Genomic DNA, 17,418 nt, shown 5'->3' with positions numbered 1-17,418 from the left:
CTACCTCTATAGTGACACGACTTAAACATACCCCAAACCCTGCAAAAACTCACTCAACTTCTTCGCCGCCGCATCCCGTTCCGTCTCAATATCCTGCAACTTCACCCGATACTTATCCCACCAATTTTCTACCGCCGCAATCACCATCTGACGGTGCGCGGTAACATATCGCTCCAATTCAGCAATTAACCCATCCTTGAAAATCGCTAACACCAAATCCTGACAATCTTCATTACTCAACGCAGCCCGCGCCGCTTCCAAACGGTTCACCAATTCATTCTTTAACGTCTTTAATTTTGCCTTTGCTTCCTTCAACTCCTGAACAATTTTCTTATAGGGTTCTAGTTGCGCTTCTATTTCAGCAATCTCCACTTCATGGCGCTCAATAAAAACCTCAAGTTCAGCAATTTTATCCTTATTTAATAAAGGTGTCTTCTTCAAAATCTTGAGTTCCTTCTTCGGCTCTTTTATCGAATTTTTTATATACTTAAGGTCTGTCTCTAAATCCTTAACAGTATTAACCGCTTCTGAGTCTTCACCCTCTTCAACATCCGCCTCAGCTTCCTCTCCCTGCTCAAAAGCTAACTTTTGCTGTTCTAATTCTGCAATCTTCGCCTCAGCCTCAGCAATATCTTGTAAATAATCTGGCATCAACCGCCCAACCAATTTATGATTTAAAGGGTCAAATTTTGCCTGTTTTTTCTTCTCATCATCATCTTGCTCTAAAGCATCTTTAATTGTATCTACCCAACTATCAATTAAACCACCAAAATCTGACTCTGATAAAGTTCTCAGTTCATACCTCTGTTCGTTCCACCAACTAGCAACCACACCCGCCACTTTAAAGCGGTCAAGTAATCCCACAGGTGTTAAAGTATCTACAAAAGAACTCCAAAACTCAGTGCGGAGTTCCATCACCTTTTTAGTTTTAGGCAATTCACTCAAACTAGCTGAGTGTATTTGCCACCAAGCAGCAAACACACTATAAAGTCTACCTTCTTGCTGTTGAACGCCAGCATCAGCTTCGATAAAAGTTTTAATTTGAGAACGCTCAGTAATTGTAGAGATAAAATCAAGATAATCAGTCATCTATGCAAAAATCTGCTGTAAGTTTAAAACAAAACCAGAAAGAACATTTTCACCCGATAAACTTGTAGGAGCTTGTAAAACTTCTGGTGCTTGATTATAACGATAAATTATTACTTGTTTATCTCTAGGATTAATTAACCAACCGAGTTGTAAGCCATTTGCTAAATATTCTTGCATCTTAGCTTTAGTATCTTCCACATCATCAGTTTCAGAAACTAATTCCACCGCAAAATCAGGACACAAAGGGAGAAATTTCTTTCTTTGTTCTGGTGTAAGAGCATCCCATCTTTCTATCCTTACCCAAGAAGCATCAGGTGAGCGAGTTGCACCATTTGGTAGTTTAAACCCAGTAGAAGAATCAAAAGCTTTTCCCAAATTATTTTGATTGCTCCAAAACCATATTTGACCTAATAAATCAAAATTACGGTTTCCCGTTTCTCCCCCAGTAGGTGCCATGATAATTAATTCCCCTTCAGCAGTTAACTCTAGCCGTAATTCTTTATTCACAGCAACAATCTGTGCAAATTCATCATCAGTAAATTGCAGATTAGGAGGTAATTGTAAGGTTAAAGCAGTCATAATTAAACACCATCAAAACTAAATATTGACCTCTCTCCAAACCTCTCTCCTACAAGGAGAGAGGCTTTGAATTTCCTCCTTCCCTTATAGAGAAGGCGGTAGGGGGTTAGGTCTTTCTTCCCACAAAAATCCTATTTGCATCAAACCCATGCGCGGCTAATAAAGAAGATTTAGCCTCTACCTCTACTTTAGGAATTCCCCCCAACAAATGCGCCCGTACATCATGCGGTTCTGGGGGTGGTGCATTGTCAGCATAGCGGCGGATATTGCAGTTATAGTCATTGTCTTTTAATTCTTCCTTAGTTACTACTGCCGAATATCTGGGTAAAGACACAAAATTTTCAAACACCCAGGAAATCTTTTCGATATGTTCAGGACGCAAATAATTTTGAGCGCGACCTGCATAATATTCAGCATCAGCATTAATAAACAACACTTTTCCCTGGCGTTCTACAGGTTTCGCCCCTTGGGGACACATCACCAAAATACAAGCGGGGATACCTGTGCCATAAAATAAATTGGGTGGTAAACCAATCACCGCTTCTAATTGATCGTTTTTTATAAAACTCTCCCGAATTTTCTTTTCTTCACCGCCGCGAAACAGCACCCCATGCGGCATTACCGTCGCCATCATCCCATCAGTTTTGAGAACAGCTAACATGTGCTGGGCAAACATTAAATCTGCTTTTTTACCCGTCTCAGGACAATAACCATGCGTAAAGCGTCCTGAAAATTGCATTCCCTCACGGCTATAGTTTTGCGAAAAAGGCGGATTGCTAATTACTCGGTCAAAGCGGATCAGTTCACCGTCAGCAATATGCAAAGGATTAAATAAAGTATCATCATTATGTATATCTGCATCTCGAATGCCATGCAGCAGCATATTAATTTTGCAAATTGCCCATACGCCGCCGTTATTATCCTGACCGGATAATGCTAAATTTCTCGCATCACGACCGCATTCTTCTACATATTGCTTGGACTGAATTAACATTCCTCCAGAACCACAGCACGGATCGTAAACTGACATTCCAGGTTGGGGTTTTAATAGGCGCACCAGCAGCTGCACTACCTCACGCGGCGTATAAAATTCGCCCCCTTTTTTGCCAGTAGAATCTGCAAACTCTTTAATTAGGTATTCGTAAGCAGCACCCAGCAAATCAGGAAATACAAAGTCTTCGTTTTGCAAACGATATTTGCTGAAGTGTTTAATCAGTTCGCGCAACTTGACATCAGGAATCCGATTTTTACCGGCTTGACGATTAAAATCAATATGTCCTAGCACACCCGCCAATGCTTGGTTACTTTCTTCAAGTGCTGCCAAAGCTTTATTTAATCCATCGGCTACGTTTTTATGTAGCTCGTCACGAATATATGCCCACCGCGCCTTTTCTGGCACAAAGAAAGTTTCTTTGTAAGTGAGGGGGTTTTCTGCCCTGATTTTCGCGTCTGCTTCTGTGCGTCCCCTTTGCAAATTCTGCTGCAAAATCTGCTCGTACTGCTGCTCAAATACATCTGAGGCGCGTTTTAAAAAAAGCATTCCGAAGATGTATTCTTTGAACTCCGAAGCGTCCATCTTGCCGCGCAAAATATCAGCAGCAGAAAAAAGATGACGTTCTAGTTGCGGCAGTGTGAGTTTGCCCATAGTAGATGCTGAGATTCTGAGACTAATGCTTTGCCAGTATATCTCTAGTTGAGAGGGGATCTAATACCAATTCTTTATGAAGACGCATAAGACCCATCGCCTGGGGCTACGGTGTACACCAAATCACCAGTTTTATCCCAATACGCTTGGGATAAGCCATAAATACCTCATGTAGAGACGGCGATTTATCGCGTCTCTTGCTTTAACCGAACAGTAATTAAGAGAATGAGGAAACGAACCGCTAAGGACGCAAAGAGCGCAAAGCTAAGAGAGTTGTAAAGGGTTTTTGCATCTGTACCATAATTTTTTGAAGCATTGGGATGCTCATACCGTTTCTTTGTGAAGCTGCATATATTTACCCCCCGGCTACGCCGTCCCCCGATGTGTTGACTACGGTGTACACACAAGTCTGAAATAGCTGAAAAACCCAAGGTTTTACCCCACCCTAACCCTCCCCGTATGTATTGGGGAGGGAACAAGATTTTCCAGTTTCCCCCCTTTACAAGGGGGGATTAAGGGGGGTAATTCGATTTGTGTGTATACCGTAGCTTGTGAAGGGGGGACTTATTATGTGCATCTTCATAAAGAATTGGTATCACCTTCCAAATTGTTAGTGACAAATAATTTGGCAATTTATAAAAAACGAGCGCGGAGGGATTTGAACCCCCGACCCACAGAACCGGAATCTGTTGCTCTATCCACTGAGCTACGCGCCCTTAGTCCTACAGATTATAGCATGTCTGTGATAAAACTTGCAGCCTAGAGAAACTTGGTTTTTGGGTTCAAAGATAATTCGCTGGGTCTACGGGTGTACCATTCCGGCGGACTTCAAAGTGGAGATGGGGCCCAGTTGAGAAACCTGTGGAACCGACAGCACCGATCGCTTGTCCGCGTTCAACTGCTTGTCCTTCGGTAACATACAACTCACTGGTATGTCCGTAGAGTGTAGTCATACCATTGCCGTGGTCGATAATTAAGGCTCTGCCATAACCACCATACCACCCAGCAAAAATCACTCTTCCTGAATCGGCTGCCCGAATTGTACTACCATAGCTAGCGGCAAAATCCAAGCCGGCATGAAAGCGACGATAGCCGAGAATGGGGTGTATCCGCCAGCCGAAGGGACTGCTAGTAGGAGCATCGCTAGGATATGCCATTACACCAGTTCCCCTAATGATGACACTTGTTCGGCTGTTGGTTTTTGTTTGCGTCTCTTCGCTTGCTCTGGCTTGTGTTACCTTTTGTTGAATCAATATTTCCAGATTTTTAGAATCTCTTTCTAGCTGATTTTGCGCTGCTTCTAAGGCGAGGCGATCGCTATTGAGACGTTGAATCATTTCTGATTGGGACTCAGCCTGAGTTTGATAATCGGCTTTTTGGGCTAACAGTTGCTCGCGAATCAAGGCAATTTCGTTTTTTTGCTGTTCTACATCCGTTTTTTGTTTATTGAGCAGGTTTGCTTGGGCGTTGAGTTTCACCAAAATTTGTTCGTCTGCCTGATAGACTAACTTCAACTGATGACGGCGACTAATAAAATCGCTGATATTTTGACTTTGGAGCAAAACTGCCCATCCTACAGATGCTGGCGATCGCTGGAGATAACGCAATCGTGCTACTGTTGCTATTTGCCGCTCCTCGTAGGAACGTTGTGCTACAGCTAAATCAGTTTCCAACTGCTGGAGGCGTTGGGTAGCGAGTTGTAATCGAGATTCGCTCTCTTGAATATAGCTATCTGTGGTTTGCACATTTTGCTTTAAACCAGTGAGGTGTTTTTGAGCCTCTTGTTGAAGATTTGTTAAGCGATCGCGCTCGTTAATCACACTCTGATGCTGCTGGTTCATTTGTTGCTGCTGTTGTCGCAGAGTATCAATAGAACCGGTAGACGTTGCGTAGGCTGGAATTAATGCCGAACATATCCACAAAATCCAGCAAAATATAATAAATAAACAGCCAAAAATCCGCTTTTTCCCAAGAAATCGCGCTCTCATAGCGTCAGCCTAACTAAAACGATGCTTTCAAACACTATGAGGATTATTCCCAAAATCTGATTCACTCACTCCATGTATCAAATTGATCTGCCAAGTTGTAACACAAAGATTCCAGCGATGTCAGCATTGAGCAGATAAGGATGAATAGACTGAGGCAGGGGAGGCAGGGGAAGCAGGGGAAGCAGGGAAGGCAGGGGAGGCAGGGGAAGCAGGGGAGCAGGGGAGGCAGGGGAGGCAGGGGAGGCAGGGGAAGAGAAAGAAACAAGTGTAGAAGCAGTCTGTAACGGTCGTAAAAAATACTAAAAATGCCTCTTTACTCCCCCTACTCCCCTGCTCCCCCTGCCTAAGAGAGCCTATTTCACGATGATCTCACTTTTTCGCGTTGCTCCCGGTTTTTCCGGGGTTGGCTGTGGTGGGAATATCGCTTTATTGGTTTACCTTGATTATGCATACTCCTAAAACTCCACAAAAAAAAGAGGCTTTATTTAGCTGGTGATTTTTGCGAGGTAGAGAATTGTCATATACAATATCTTGAGAAAAGTTACTTGTAAGAATAAAGATTCTTATTTTTTCGCCACAGTAGAGCGCTAAACCCATTTAAAAGGAAATTGCATGTGGATCGTAAAAATTGCTTTACGTCTTCCGTATACATTCGCGATCGCTGCCTTGATGATTGTGATCTTGGGTGTAATAACAATATTTGGCACGGCGGTTGACATTTTTCCCGCAATCAATATTCCGGTTGTCAGTATAGTTTGGACTTATACTGGCACAACATCTGAGGAAATGGCAGAGCGAATCGTGACCATTAGCGAACGCGCCATGACAACAACCGTTAGTGACATCGAACACATTGAATCTCAATCCTTAAGCGGTGTTAGCGTTGTCAAAGTTTTTTTCCAACCGAGCGTCAATATAGCCTCAGCAGTCGCTCAAATTACCTCTGTCAGTCAAACAATTCTCCGCCCTTTACCACCTGGTATTACACCGCCATTCATCATTCAATACAACGCTTCCAGCGTGCCGATTATCCAGATGAGTGTCAGTAGCAAAAGCTTGCCAGAACAAGCCCTTTTCGACTATGCTACCAACTTCGTCCGCACCCAGTTAGCAACAGTGCAAGGAGCGAGTGTACCTCTGCCTTATGGTGGTAAACCTCGGCAAATTATGGTTGATATCGATCCCCAAGCAATGTTGGCTAAAGGTATTTCTGCTCAAGATGTGACTAACGCTGTTAGTGCCCAAAACTTAGTTTTACCGGCGGGTGGGATGAAGATAGGCACTCGTGAGTTCGCCGTGCAAATCAATAATAGTCCAGACGTGGTGGAAGCGCTCAACGACTTGCCAATTAAGCAAGTTAATGGCAATGTGACTTACATTCGTGATGTCGCGCAAGTAAGAGATGGCTTTGGTGTGCAGACGAACATTGTCCGTCAGAATGGGAGACGATCGAGTTTACTTAGTATCCTTAAGAGTGGCAGTGCCTCGACAATTGAGATCATCGATCGGGTGAAAAAAGCTTTGCCTCGCATCCAATCCACCTTACCCCCAGAACTGAATTTAGCGTTTTTGTTCGATCAATCTCTATTTGTGAAAGCTTCCATTCAAGGCGTTCTCAAAGAAGGATTGATTGCAGCAGTTCTCACCGCGCTGATGATTTTGATTTTCCTGGGAAGTTGGCGCAGCACTCTAATTGTCGCCGTATCGATTCCCCTCTCGATGCTGGTTTCAATTATCGTAATGAGTCGTTTGGGACAAACTTTCAACATTATGACTTTGGGTGGTTTGTCCTTAGCTGTTGGTATTCTTGTCGATGATGCCACAGTAGAAATTGAAAATATCCACCGAAATCTCGGACAAGGTAAAGCAATCAAGCGAGCAATCTTAGATGGGGCGCAGCAAATCGCCACACCAGCATTCGTTGCCACGTTATGTATTTGTATAGTCTTTGTGCCGGTGGTGTTTCTCAGTGGAGTGGCAAAATACCTATTTGTGCCGCTAGCAATGGCGGTAGTATTTGGTATGCTTGCTTCTTATGTGCTATCTCGGACTGTAGTCCCGACGATGGCCAGCTATCTGCTACCTTATGAAGCTCACTTGCACAGAGAAAGCGAGGATCATAATGGTCATAGCGATCGCCAAACTACAGCCACTACCACAAATAAGAAAGATTGGATATGGCAGCAACACGAGAAGTTTAACCGAGTATTTGAGAAATTTCGCAGTTGGTACTACGATGTCCTGACCTCAGCATTAAATTACCGCCGCATAGTTTTTGTGCTATTTGGCGCTTTTATAGTCAGTGCCGGAGTTTTACTACCCTTTGTCGGTCAAGACTTTTTCCCTCAAGTCGATGGTGGTCAGTTCAGCCTCCACGTTCGTGCCTTACCTGGCACTCGTTTAGAAGAGACAGAAAGAATTGTCAGCCAAGTCGAAAATGTTATCCGCCAGACAGTACCAAAAGAAAATCTCTCGATAATTCTGGATAACATCGGCTTACCCAACAGTGGTATTAACCTTACTTATGGCTACAACGGAGCCACAATTGGCCCGGCTGATGCTGATATTCTTGTGTCACTAAAAGAATCTGGTTCAACTTTCTCTTACGTCGAGCAACTCCGCCAGAAATTAAAAGCGACATTTCCCAGCTACACCTTCTTTTTTGAGCCGGCTGATATTGTTACTCAAATTCTGAATTTTGGTTTACCTGCTGCTGTTGACGTGCAAATATCTGGCCCTCTAAAAAACTCAAAGGCCAACTTTGAAATTGCCCAACAAATTGCAGCCCGGATGACGCGCGTTCCTGGGGCTGTAGATGTACATATGCAGCAAGTTGTCGATGCTCCAGAGTTACACCTGGATGTAGACCGCACCGAGGCTCAACAACTGGGAATGACGCAGCGTGACGTTGCCAATAGCGTCCTCACTTCCTTAAGTTCAAGCGGTCAAGCCGCAATCAACCAATGGCTCGATCCCAAAAAAGGCGTGAGTTACACCCTTGCTGTCCAAGTTCCCCAGTACAAAATTGACTCTATTGACAGCCTCAAGAATATGCCCGTTGGCAACGGTCAAACCGCACCCCAACTTTTGGGTAATTTGGCTACTGTCAGACGCGACAGAGTAATGCAAGTTGTTAATCACTACAATATTCAGCCGGTTTTCGATATCTACGCTAACTCCTCCGGTCGTGACTTGGGGGGAGTTGCTCGCGATGTGAATCGAATTATCGCTGATTATCAGAAAAAATTGCCTCACGGTAGTCAGATTAATATTCGTGGGCAAGTGGAAACAATGAACTCTTCCTTTCTGGGACTTGGTTTTGGACTTGTGTTTGCAATCGTGCTGGTTTACTGCTTAATGGTGGTAAATTTCCAATCTTGGCTCGATCCCCTAATTATCATGATGGCACTGCCGAGTGCCTTGGCTGGTATTGTCTGGATGCTGTTTGTCACCGGCACGACCTTTAGCGTCCCTTCCTTAATGGGTGCAATTATGAGTATAGGTGTGGCGACATCAAACAGTATTCTGATGATCACTTTTGCTAATGAACAGCGTCTGGAAGGACAAAATGCCTATCAAGCAGCGCAAGCGGCGGGATATACGCGGTTGCGTCCGGTGTTAATGACTGCCTTAGCCATGCTTATTGGTATGGTGCCAATGTCTCTCGGTCTTGGTGAAGGTGGCGAGCAGAATGCACCTTTGGGTCGCGCTGTAATTGGCGGTTTGTCAGCTGCAACAGTTGCTACTCTGATTTTTGTACCTGTGGTGTATAGCATATTCCGCCGTCAACAACCTCGTCCTATTGAGGATGATGACGATTTAAATTTCTCCGATCCACACACCGCATACTCCTTGTCATCATCCCAAGGCAATCATAAGCAACTCACAAAATAGTCATTACCATCATTGGTAATGACTCTAGCTGCTGAATGTATGCAAATTAGATAATATGGGACAGCTAAACTATGGATTCTCAACATCCTCCATCTCCTGATTCTGAACAAGAAACGACTTCTAGAAAACAAAGACGCGGCATCGGTGGAATTGGTTGGGCTGTACTTGGTGTTGTTTTTTTTGGTACTCTCTTAACCATAGGTATTTTGCCCCGGTTAACCCAAAGGTCAGAATTACAAGCAGCAGTCAAGGAAGCTAGCACTATCCCCTCAGTTAACGTTATGACTCCCCGTCGTGCTACTGGTATTAGCAATTTGGAACTACCTGGGAGTGTTGTAGCCCTTAATCAAACCACCGTCTATGCTCGTAGTACTGGGTATTTGCGGCGATGGTATGCAGATATTGGCGATCGCGTCCGCGCTGGTCAGTTGTTAGCAGAAATCGATTCACCAGACACAGATCAGCAAGTTTTGCAAGCGAAGGCAGAGTTAATCCAAGCACAAGCCAACGTGGTGCAAAGCCGTGCTAGTTTAGCTAAAGGTGTTTCTGATTTGAAGCAAGCCCGCGCTAATTTATTAATCGCCCGTCAAAGCTGGGAGCGCTGGCAAGTTCTTGTCAAGCAAGGTGCAGTAGCTCAACAAGATGCAGATACTAAGTACGCCACATATCAGGCGAACCTTGCCAATGTTGAAGCAGCACAAAATACTGTCAGTTCTGACTCTGCCAATGTGAAGGTAGCCCAAGCTAACGCCTACGCCATTCAAGCAAACTACCAGCGTAATACCATATTGCAGTCTTATAAAAAAGTCACTGCTCCCTTCGCGGGAATAGTCACAGCACGTAACGTAAATACAGGTGTTCTGATTACAGCAGGTAGTGGCAGTACAAATACTGGAAATACCAGCCTTTATACCATTGCTGCTTACGATGCCCTAAATGTGAACGTCAATGTCCCCCAAAGTTCATCAGCTTTACTTAACACTGGACAAACAGCACAAATTACAGTCAGAGAGTTACCACAACGAGTATTTACGGGTAAAGTAGTACGTACTAGCAACGCCATAGATCCAAATACTCGTACTTTGCTAACACAACTAAAAATCGATAATTTGGACGGGGCGCTGCGACCTGGGATGTATGCCAGTGTCAAGTTTGCCATTAACCGCACTAATCCTCCCTTTGTTGTGCCTGATAGTGTTTTAGTCATTGATGCCAAAGGTACACAGGTAGCAACTATAACTAAAAACCAAACAGTACATTATCAAAAAGTTGCCGTTGGGCGAGATTATGGTACTGAAGTAGAAATTACATCCGGTCTGACAGGAAAGGAATCGCTGATTGCCAATCCTACAGTTGATGAGACGGAGGGTTTGCACGTGCAGCCAATTGCACAAACAAAGTAGATCCAAATAATTTTTAATTACAGCTATTTTCAGGTAAATAGACCACGTGGTAAGGGCATAACAATGCTTATAGGTGTCAACTTAAGGTGGTAGTTGAATTACCCCCCTTAATCCCCCCGATGTATTGGGTGGAAACAGAAAATCCGGTTTCCTCCCCTTTATAAGGCTACGGTGTACACACAAGTATGACCAGTATAGGTTTCAACTCTTCTAGTAGTTTCGTAGGGTGTGTTATGGACACGCCGAAATAACAGGGGATTTAAAACTTTTTGCTACCGACCAGAGGACTTTTAAAACATCCTCTAAAGGCCCCGCTACCCTTAACGAGAATAAATCTAATGCAGAATAGGCAAGAAAAAATTTCGCAAGTGGTAGTGACTGCTGGACAGATGCGCGATATTGAAGATCGCATCTTTGCTGCGGGAATGCCTGTAGTAGCTTTGATGGAAAAGGTGGCGGGATTAATTGCTCGTCGCATTCAAGAGATCCCCCCAACCCACGCCAGTCGCTCCACTTGGGGAGATCCCATCGCCCTTAGCGTCTCCCCTTGGGAGAAGACCGCGCTGGCTTCCCTTAATAAGGGGGGCTATGTTCCTTCAAACATCTCTTTAAAAAGGGGATATCGTGTCGGAATTCTTGTTGGCCCCGGTCATAATGGCGCGGATGCTTTAGTAGTAGCCCGTGAATTATACTTTCGCGGGGATGAGGTTTGGATTTATTCTCCTTTCTCTAAGCTTAAGGAATTAACTTCGCAACATTTGCAATATGCTCAAAGTTTGGGCATTCCAATTTATCAAACAATTGAGCAACTACCAGATTCTGATTTGTTGATTGATGGTTTGTTTGGGTTTGGTTTAGAAAAAAACCTCACCGATCCCATCGCCTCTGCAATTAATCAGCTAAATGAATTATCTGTGCCAATTTATAGTATCGATTTACCTTCAGGTTTACATACCAACACAGGTGAAGTATTAGGAACTGCCATTCGCGCTACTCATACTTTTTGTTTAGGTTTATGGAAACTAGCTTTCTTCCAAGATCGGGCGCTGGAGTATCTCGGCAAAGCTGAGTTAATCGATTTTGATATTCCTTTAGCTGATGTAGAAGCTGTGTTAAAAGACGCACCCAGGATTAAACGCATTACGCCAGCAATGGCACTCGCTACTCTACCCCTACCTCGTCCACCAGTTACCCACAAATATCAGGAAGGACATTTACTGTTAATTTGTGGTTCGCAGCGCTATGCCGGTGGAGCAATTTTAACTGGTTTGGGTGCTAGGGCTAGTGGTGTGGGAATGCTTTCCATTGCCGTACCCGAATCGTTGAAATCTCTTTTGGTGTCACACTTGCCAGAAGCGCTAATTGTCGGTTGTCCAGAGACGGAAAGTGGAGCCATTGCTCACTTACAATTACCAGAAAACACCGATCTGAGTTCCTTTAATGCGATCGCTTGTGGCCCTGGTTTAACACGAGATGCTACTCCCATTGTCCAAGAGGTAATTAAGAGCGATCGCCCTTTAATTCTCGATGCCGATGGTTTAAATATCCTCGCACAAATGGGAGCGATCGCCACTTTAAAAAAACGTCTTGCCGTAACCGTACTCACACCCCACACTGGCGAATTCCAGCGACTGTTTCCTGATGTCCCTGATGCCAAAAATGACAGGGTGAAAGCAGTACAGCAAGCAGCAGCACAAAGTGGGGCAGTGGTGTTGTTGAAAGGGGCAAGAACTGCGATCGCAAACCCTCAAGGTGCCGTTTGGATCGTCCCTGAAAGCACACCCGCCCTGGCGCGTGGCGGTAGCGGTGACGTGTTAACTGGGCTACTGGGTGGATTGTTGGCACAAGCAGCAACTAAACAGATTCCTGTAGAAGATATTGTGGCAACTGCTGCTTGGTGGCATTCCCAAGCGGGTATAATAGCCGCCCAAGAGCGTACCCAATTGGGTGTAGATGCGTTTACATTGACACAATATTTGGTGAAAGCTCTAAGCTAGTCAATTCCCTCGTGATTAATTTTTGGTAACAGCAGTACAGGTTAATGGTTGCTGTACATAGGTCAACAGAGGCAGGGGAGGCAGGGGAGGCAAAAACTCAACGCCAGCCTGTATTTCTCCCCCTGCTCAAGAACACCTTGCCTCAACCAAGAAATTCCAAAACCTACGCAGTATTGCACCCCGTCCCGTTGCCACAAATTTACTACCTACTACTTGTTACACTTTCATCTCTTTCTTGTTCTTTCTACATAGTAATAATCCAAATCCAGCGAATACAAATAATCCTGGTAATGTATTAGGTTCATGGAGTAGTGTTGGTTCTGGTACTTGTGTTACATCAATGTCAAAAGATGGGGTTGGGTTAGTAAAAGGAAACCCATTTGAAACAGTTATATTTTTCCCAACACTTGCAACACCAGTAGGTGTGCTGTTAACAATCTCAACTATAGGATCTGTTTCTGCAAAGTAAGTTTTTTGACTCAGTGCTACATCAGTAAAGCGATAATTATTACCTGTAGGTAGTGTGAAGGCAACTGCTTCTTGTACGTCATCAGATATACCTTCACTACCTAATAATGGTAAACTAGAACCTGGATTATCATCAATTACTGATACAGCTGAGGCAGGTGTGTTAGATGCTGAGAATGTAATACCAGCTAAGGCTATAGCAGCTAAACCTTTAAAGAATAAGTTTTTTAGTATTGGAGTACTAGAGTGTTCTATACTGTACACTTGATTGATAGCTCAGTAATTATACATAAGTACACTACCATAGGTATATTCTTTAAACAAAGCAAAATACTATTCTTTACCGAGGATTTACATACCCTTTACTTTAAGCATTCATCCGTCTTTAGAAAGATTTTTAGCTGAACTTCTGTAACGTGTTAATGACATTATTCAGTATTACTAACCACAAACTTTAGCCATTGACCAAATACCAACGCTGTAGAGCCAACCGTTGAATTTCCCGCCAGGGAATATTATGTTTTCGGGCTAACTCTGCACAATCTTCATATTCTGGCTGCACATTAGTAATAACTTTTTCTGGTGATTCTCCTTTCCATGCTATCTTGACGCGCACTTTGCCATATTCAATTTCCACTTGTTGAATTTCTCGTTGTAAAATGGCGCGTTGCTGAGTTGTTCGCCGAATGCCCAAAGTTGTAGTTTCGCGGAATATAACCGCTTCACAACTGAGTAAATTTTCTGGATGACAAATCACAGTCAGTAAAATCCCTGGACGGGACTTTTTCATTGCGATCGCTTGGGTAAAAACATCCACCGCACCAGCAGCAAACAATGCCTCAAACACATAGCCGATCGCTTGAGGATTTAAATCATCAATTTGGGTTTCTAGTACGGAGATGGTTTCTAAATTTGAGCTACTATCTTCAGAATCACTGAAATTTGACTGGAAACTTGTACTTTCACCCAGCCAGAGGCGTAGAATATTGGGAATGGGTAAATTTATGGTTCCTGCTCCCAGTCCTACCTGCTTGATAGCGATCGCGGGTGGCGATCCAAAATCTTTTACCAAAGTAGTAGCGATCGCGGCTCCTGTTGGTGTCACCAGTTCTCTATCAATACCATTACTATAAACTGGACAACTCCGCATTTCCCACAGCTTTAATACAGCTGGTACTGGTACTGCCATTTGACCATGTGCAGCCCGAACAGTACCGCCACCAGTCGGAAATGCCGAGCAGTAAAGTAAAGGCCATCCTTCGTCATTACTGTCAATCCCCAGCCAATCCAAACCCAGACAAGTACCCACAATATCTACAATCGCATCTATAGCGCCCACTTCATGAAAATGAACTTTTTCAGGGGAAATTCCATGCACCGCCCCTTCTGCCACTGCTAGCTGTCGGAATACCGCCAAACTCCAAGCTTCTGCCGATGATGGCAACCCAGCTTTGAGAATCATCTGCTCTATTTCTGGTAAGTGGCGTGTGTGATGGTGACTATGTTCGCGATCGTGGTCGTGATGGTGATGATGATCGTGTACTAAATCCACATGGACTTTAGTCGCCTGTTGACCATTCCGTTGGACAAATTCTGCCCTTAACTGATATTCCTGTTCAATACCCAACCCATTGAGTTTTTCAATTAAATACTCCACAGGAACACCCAAACTTACCAAAGCACCCAGGCACATATCACCAGAAATTCCTGTCGGACATTGAAGATAAGCAATTTTATTCATAATAAATTTTAGTTATTGGTCATTAGTCATTAGTCATTGGGCATGGGGCATTGGTTATTAATTCTTCTCCCCCTGCTCCCTCATCTCCCCCCTCCCCACTCCCCAATCCCTCTATGGCAAAAATTTTCCCAGTTCATCCGGATAATCCTCAAATTCGTCGAATAGAGGAAATAAAGTCGGCGCTTTTTAGTGGCGCAGTCATGCTTTATCCTACTGATACAGTTTATGCGATCGGTTGTGATTTGAATGCTAAGTCGGCGGTAGAACGAGTGCGGCAAATAAAACAGCTAGCAAATGATAAACCACTGACATTTTTATGTCCCTCACTTTCAAATGTGGCAACTTATGCCTTCGTAAATGACACAGCCTATCGGATTATGAAACGCTTGATTCCAGGGCCATACACGTTTTTGCTCCCAGCAACTAAATTAGTACCGCGATTGGTACAAAGCCCTAAGCGGAAAAGTACCGGAATTAGAGTCCCAAACCATACTGTGTGTTTGGAGTTGCTGGCAGCCTTGGGCAATCCGATTATTTCAACTTCGGCACATCTGCCAGCAGATGAAGCAGATAATGGCATGATTCGGATAGATCCAGAAACTGTTCAGTCGCGGGTAGAGCTATTTGACCGTTTAGACAAGTTGGTAGACATAATTGTAGACACTGGCGAAGAACCTACTTATGAAGTATCTACGATTTTGGATATGACGGGAGACGAAGCAGAAATTATACGGAGGGGTTTAGGTTGGGAAGCAGCAGCAGCATGGGTATAAAAATGAGACTTCACAGGCACACCTCTCCGTTTCGGAAATTGCGATCGAAGTGACTCCAGTTTTTAAATTGTCATATTTCAAAGCGATGTCTACGACAGACACAGATGCGATAACAGGATGGTGGTAAAAGTCGGTAGAGCAAGGGATTTGACAACTTTGAGAAAATGGTGGGTACTTATTTCCCCGCGTCGATTTGGTGGCTTGTGAAAAAACCGACACATTGCCATAACTACAACTCTCTCGTATTTCCTACAGTTTTATATATGAGCTTTAGATGTAAGCATTATATGGGGCAAGTCTTAATTGATGAATGCCCGAAGATTCACAAGCCAAGGCTAGCCTTGATTGCTGTGTCTGCGTTGTAATTACGGTGCAATACTACTCCCTGGAAAAGTCATGAAAACTAACGTCGTTAATCTACCAAACTCTACACCCATTTTTGATAACCACCTTTCGACCGAAGAATTTTCAGACAGCAGCAGCGAAACCTTAATTGAATTGCTGTGTCAGGAAATGCAAGCACAAGTGAAAGCAGCGCCCAGATGCGTAGAAGCTTTAGCCAACCGCATAGCCATAGAAGTAGAACGCATTTGTGACAAAAGCTCGCGTATCCAAACATCTGGAGAAATCAAATCCTGGCAGATTACGCTAGGAAGGCATCGGATGCAAAAGTGCTTACGCTACTACCAACTAGGTTCCAAACAAGGGCGGGTGGAATTACATAGTAATTTGGGTGCTATGGTTTACCGCCATGTAACTATATCTGGCTCGGAGTTGGGCTTTGATGCTCGTTACAGCCTAATTGAAGATTTTTTACAAGCATTTTATATCGAAGCTATCAAAGCTTTCCGCAGAGAAAACGAACTACCTAACGATCATACGCCGCGTACTCAGCTGCAATTAGCTGAATATATGGCCTTTACAGAACAGTACGCCAAACGTCGCATCAATTTACCTGGTGGTGCAAATCAACAATTAATTATCTTACGCGCCCAAGGTTTTGCTCGTCGTCAACCCCAAGAGACTACCGTGGATATTGAAATGGCGGTAGAGTCAGCTAAGGGTGAAGAAGCAGAATCTTACCAGCGTAACTCAGCGGTGCAACAACTGCGATCGCAGATGATTGCCCAAACTAATTTTGATCCATCTGAAGAGTCAGAACGCGATCGCGTCATCACTGAGTTGATGAAATATCTGGAGTCTCAAGGACAATCTGATTGTATGAACTACCTTAGCTTGAAACTTCAAGACCTCTCAGCCCCAGAAATTGACCAAATTCTCGGTTTAACCAGCCGTCAGCGCGATTATCTCCAACAACGCTTTAAATACCACGTAGAAAAGTTTGCCAAGCAACACCATTGGCAACTAGTACATCAATGGTTAGGTGCAGGTTTAGAGCAAAAATTGGGTTTATCTTCCCAGCAGTGGGAAATCTTTGTAAATCAACTCACAGAACAGCAACAGCAAATTTTACAATTAAAAACTGCAAGGCAAAACGATCAAGCGATCGCTAAAACCATCAAATGCACCCCCAAACAGTTACAAAAGCGCTGGACTCAACTCTTAGAACTAGCATGGTCTATCCGCAATGGTCATACTGAGGCACAGACCGGTTGAAGCTAAGGTGAAATAACTAAAAGACATTATCGAAGCTTATAACTGGGATATGAAGCACGCATTTAGCTCATACACTAAATACAAAAATTCTTTGCGTGCCTCTGCGCCCCTTTGCGTTTAAATTTCACCCCTCAATTCCCCACGATCTTCCACAAATAACTCCTATCTGAATTACTAACTCGTTCCTTATCCAAATCATTAATACATTTGTATTTAAATAGTAC

Annotated in this window: 11 protein-coding genes and 1 tRNA gene; 5 read left to right on the top strand and 7 right to left on the bottom strand. The window is 43.8% G+C overall.

Annotated elements, in window-relative coordinates; genetic code table 11:
• Positions 1-21 precede the first annotated feature (21 nt).
• From GTQ43_RS23505 to GTQ43_RS23485, 5 genes are all read right to left on the bottom strand, one after another.
• Positions 22-1,089 carry a hypothetical protein gene (locus tag GTQ43_RS23505; protein WP_265275141.1) on the bottom strand — a complete coding sequence of 356 codons (1,068 nt, stop codon included), beginning with the start codon at positions 1,087-1,089 and terminating at the stop codon, positions 22-24.
• On the bottom strand, positions 1,090-1,668 hold the full coding sequence (locus tag GTQ43_RS23500) for a Uma2 family endonuclease (protein ID WP_265275140.1): 579 nt from the start codon (positions 1,666-1,668) through the stop codon (positions 1,090-1,092).
• Positions 1,669-1,774: 106 nt separating this feature from the next.
• Positions 1,775-3,313 carry a type I restriction-modification system subunit M gene (locus GTQ43_RS23495; protein ID WP_265275138.1) on the bottom strand — a complete coding sequence of 513 codons (1,539 nt, stop codon included), beginning with the start codon at positions 3,311-3,313 and terminating at the stop codon, positions 1,775-1,777.
• Positions 3,314-3,956: 643 nt separating this feature from the next.
• Positions 3,957-4,029 (bottom strand) — tRNA-Arg (locus tag GTQ43_RS23490).
• A gap of 66 nt (positions 4,030-4,095) precedes the next feature.
• Positions 4,096-5,301 carry a murein hydrolase activator EnvC family protein gene (locus GTQ43_RS23485; RefSeq protein WP_265275137.1) on the bottom strand — a complete coding sequence of 402 codons (1,206 nt, stop codon included), beginning with the start codon at positions 5,299-5,301 and terminating at the stop codon, positions 4,096-4,098.
• 612 nt (positions 5,302-5,913) lie between these two features.
• On the opposite strand from GTQ43_RS23485, the gene GTQ43_RS23480 reads away from it, so the two are divergent.
• The 3 genes from GTQ43_RS23480 (at position 5,914) to GTQ43_RS23470 (ending at position 12,595) form a co-directional block, all read left to right on the top strand.
• Entirely contained in the window at positions 5,914-9,195 is a 3,282-nt protein-coding gene (locus GTQ43_RS23480; protein ID WP_265275136.1) for an efflux RND transporter permease subunit, read from the top strand.
• 71 nt (positions 9,196-9,266) lie between these two features.
• Entirely contained in the window at positions 9,267-10,598 is a 1,332-nt protein-coding gene (locus GTQ43_RS23475) for an efflux RND transporter periplasmic adaptor subunit (RefSeq protein ID WP_265275135.1), read from the top strand.
• A gap of 338 nt (positions 10,599-10,936) precedes the next feature.
• The gene (locus tag GTQ43_RS23470; RefSeq protein WP_265275134.1) at positions 10,937-12,595 is read left to right on the top strand and encodes an NAD(P)H-hydrate dehydratase; all 1,659 of its coding nucleotides are present in this window, start codon (positions 10,937-10,939) and stop codon (positions 12,593-12,595) included.
• A 216-nt stretch (positions 12,596-12,811) separates the two neighbouring features.
• Here GTQ43_RS23470 and GTQ43_RS23465 read toward each other — a convergent pair whose 3' ends face one another.
• Both GTQ43_RS23465 and larC read right to left on the bottom strand, forming a co-directional pair.
• The gene (locus GTQ43_RS23465; protein ID WP_265275133.1) at positions 12,812-13,327 is read right to left on the bottom strand and encodes a hypothetical protein; all 516 of its coding nucleotides are present in this window, start codon (positions 13,325-13,327) and stop codon (positions 12,812-12,814) included.
• Between the two features lie 190 nt (positions 13,328-13,517).
• Positions 13,518-14,804 (bottom strand): nickel pincer cofactor biosynthesis protein LarC, encoded by a 1,287-nt coding sequence (gene larC, locus GTQ43_RS23460; protein ID WP_265275132.1) that lies wholly within the window; start codon positions 14,802-14,804, stop codon positions 13,518-13,520.
• Between the two features lie 113 nt (positions 14,805-14,917).
• On the opposite strand from larC, the gene GTQ43_RS23455 reads away from it, so the two are divergent.
• Together GTQ43_RS23455 and GTQ43_RS23450 are read left to right on the top strand one after the other, a co-directional pair.
• Entirely contained in the window at positions 14,918-15,577 is a 660-nt protein-coding gene (locus tag GTQ43_RS23455) for an L-threonylcarbamoyladenylate synthase (protein WP_265275131.1), read from the top strand.
• Between the two features lie 396 nt (positions 15,578-15,973).
• Positions 15,974-17,194 (top strand): HetZ-related protein, encoded by a 1,221-nt coding sequence (locus tag GTQ43_RS23450; RefSeq protein ID WP_265275130.1) that lies wholly within the window; start codon positions 15,974-15,976, stop codon positions 17,192-17,194.
• The last annotated feature ends 224 nt before the right edge of the window (positions 17,195-17,418 follow it).

It is taken from the genome of Nostoc sp. KVJ3 (assembly GCF_026127265.1).
In the GTDB taxonomy this organism is placed as follows: Bacteria; Cyanobacteriota; Cyanobacteriia; order Cyanobacteriales; family Nostocaceae; genus Nostoc.
Note: the sequence above shows the minus strand (reverse complement) of the source record. Positions and strands in the feature narration are given on the sequence as shown.

Bases quoted from the DNA above. Each gene is read 5' to 3' on its own strand.
- GTQ43_RS23485 (WP_265275137.1), bottom strand. From the start codon at position 5,301: ATGAGAGCGCGATTTCTTGGGAAAAAGCGGATTTTTGGCTGTTTATTT.
- GTQ43_RS23470 (WP_265275134.1), top strand. From the start codon at position 10,937: ATGCAGAATAGGCAAGAAAAAATTTCGCAAGTGGTAGTGACTGCTGGA.
- GTQ43_RS23475 (WP_265275135.1), top strand. From the start codon at position 9,267: ATGGATTCTCAACATCCTCCATCTCCTGATTCTGAACAAGAAACGACT.
- GTQ43_RS23455 (WP_265275131.1), top strand. From the start codon at position 14,918: ATGGCAAAAATTTTCCCAGTTCATCCGGATAATCCTCAAATTCGTCGA.
- larC (WP_265275132.1), bottom strand. From the start codon at position 14,804: ATGAATAAAATTGCTTATCTTCAATGTCCGACAGGAATTTCTGGTGAT.
- GTQ43_RS23500 (WP_265275140.1), bottom strand. From the start codon at position 1,668: ATGACTGCTTTAACCTTACAATTACCTCCTAATCTGCAATTTACTGAT.
- GTQ43_RS23450 (WP_265275130.1), top strand. From the start codon at position 15,974: ATGAAAACTAACGTCGTTAATCTACCAAACTCTACACCCATTTTTGAT.
- GTQ43_RS23505 (WP_265275141.1), bottom strand. From the start codon at position 1,089: ATGACTGATTATCTTGATTTTATCTCTACAATTACTGAGCGTTCTCAA.
- GTQ43_RS23495 (WP_265275138.1), bottom strand. From the start codon at position 3,313: ATGGGCAAACTCACACTGCCGCAACTAGAACGTCATCTTTTTTCTGCT.
- GTQ43_RS23480 (WP_265275136.1), top strand. From the start codon at position 5,914: ATGTGGATCGTAAAAATTGCTTTACGTCTTCCGTATACATTCGCGATC.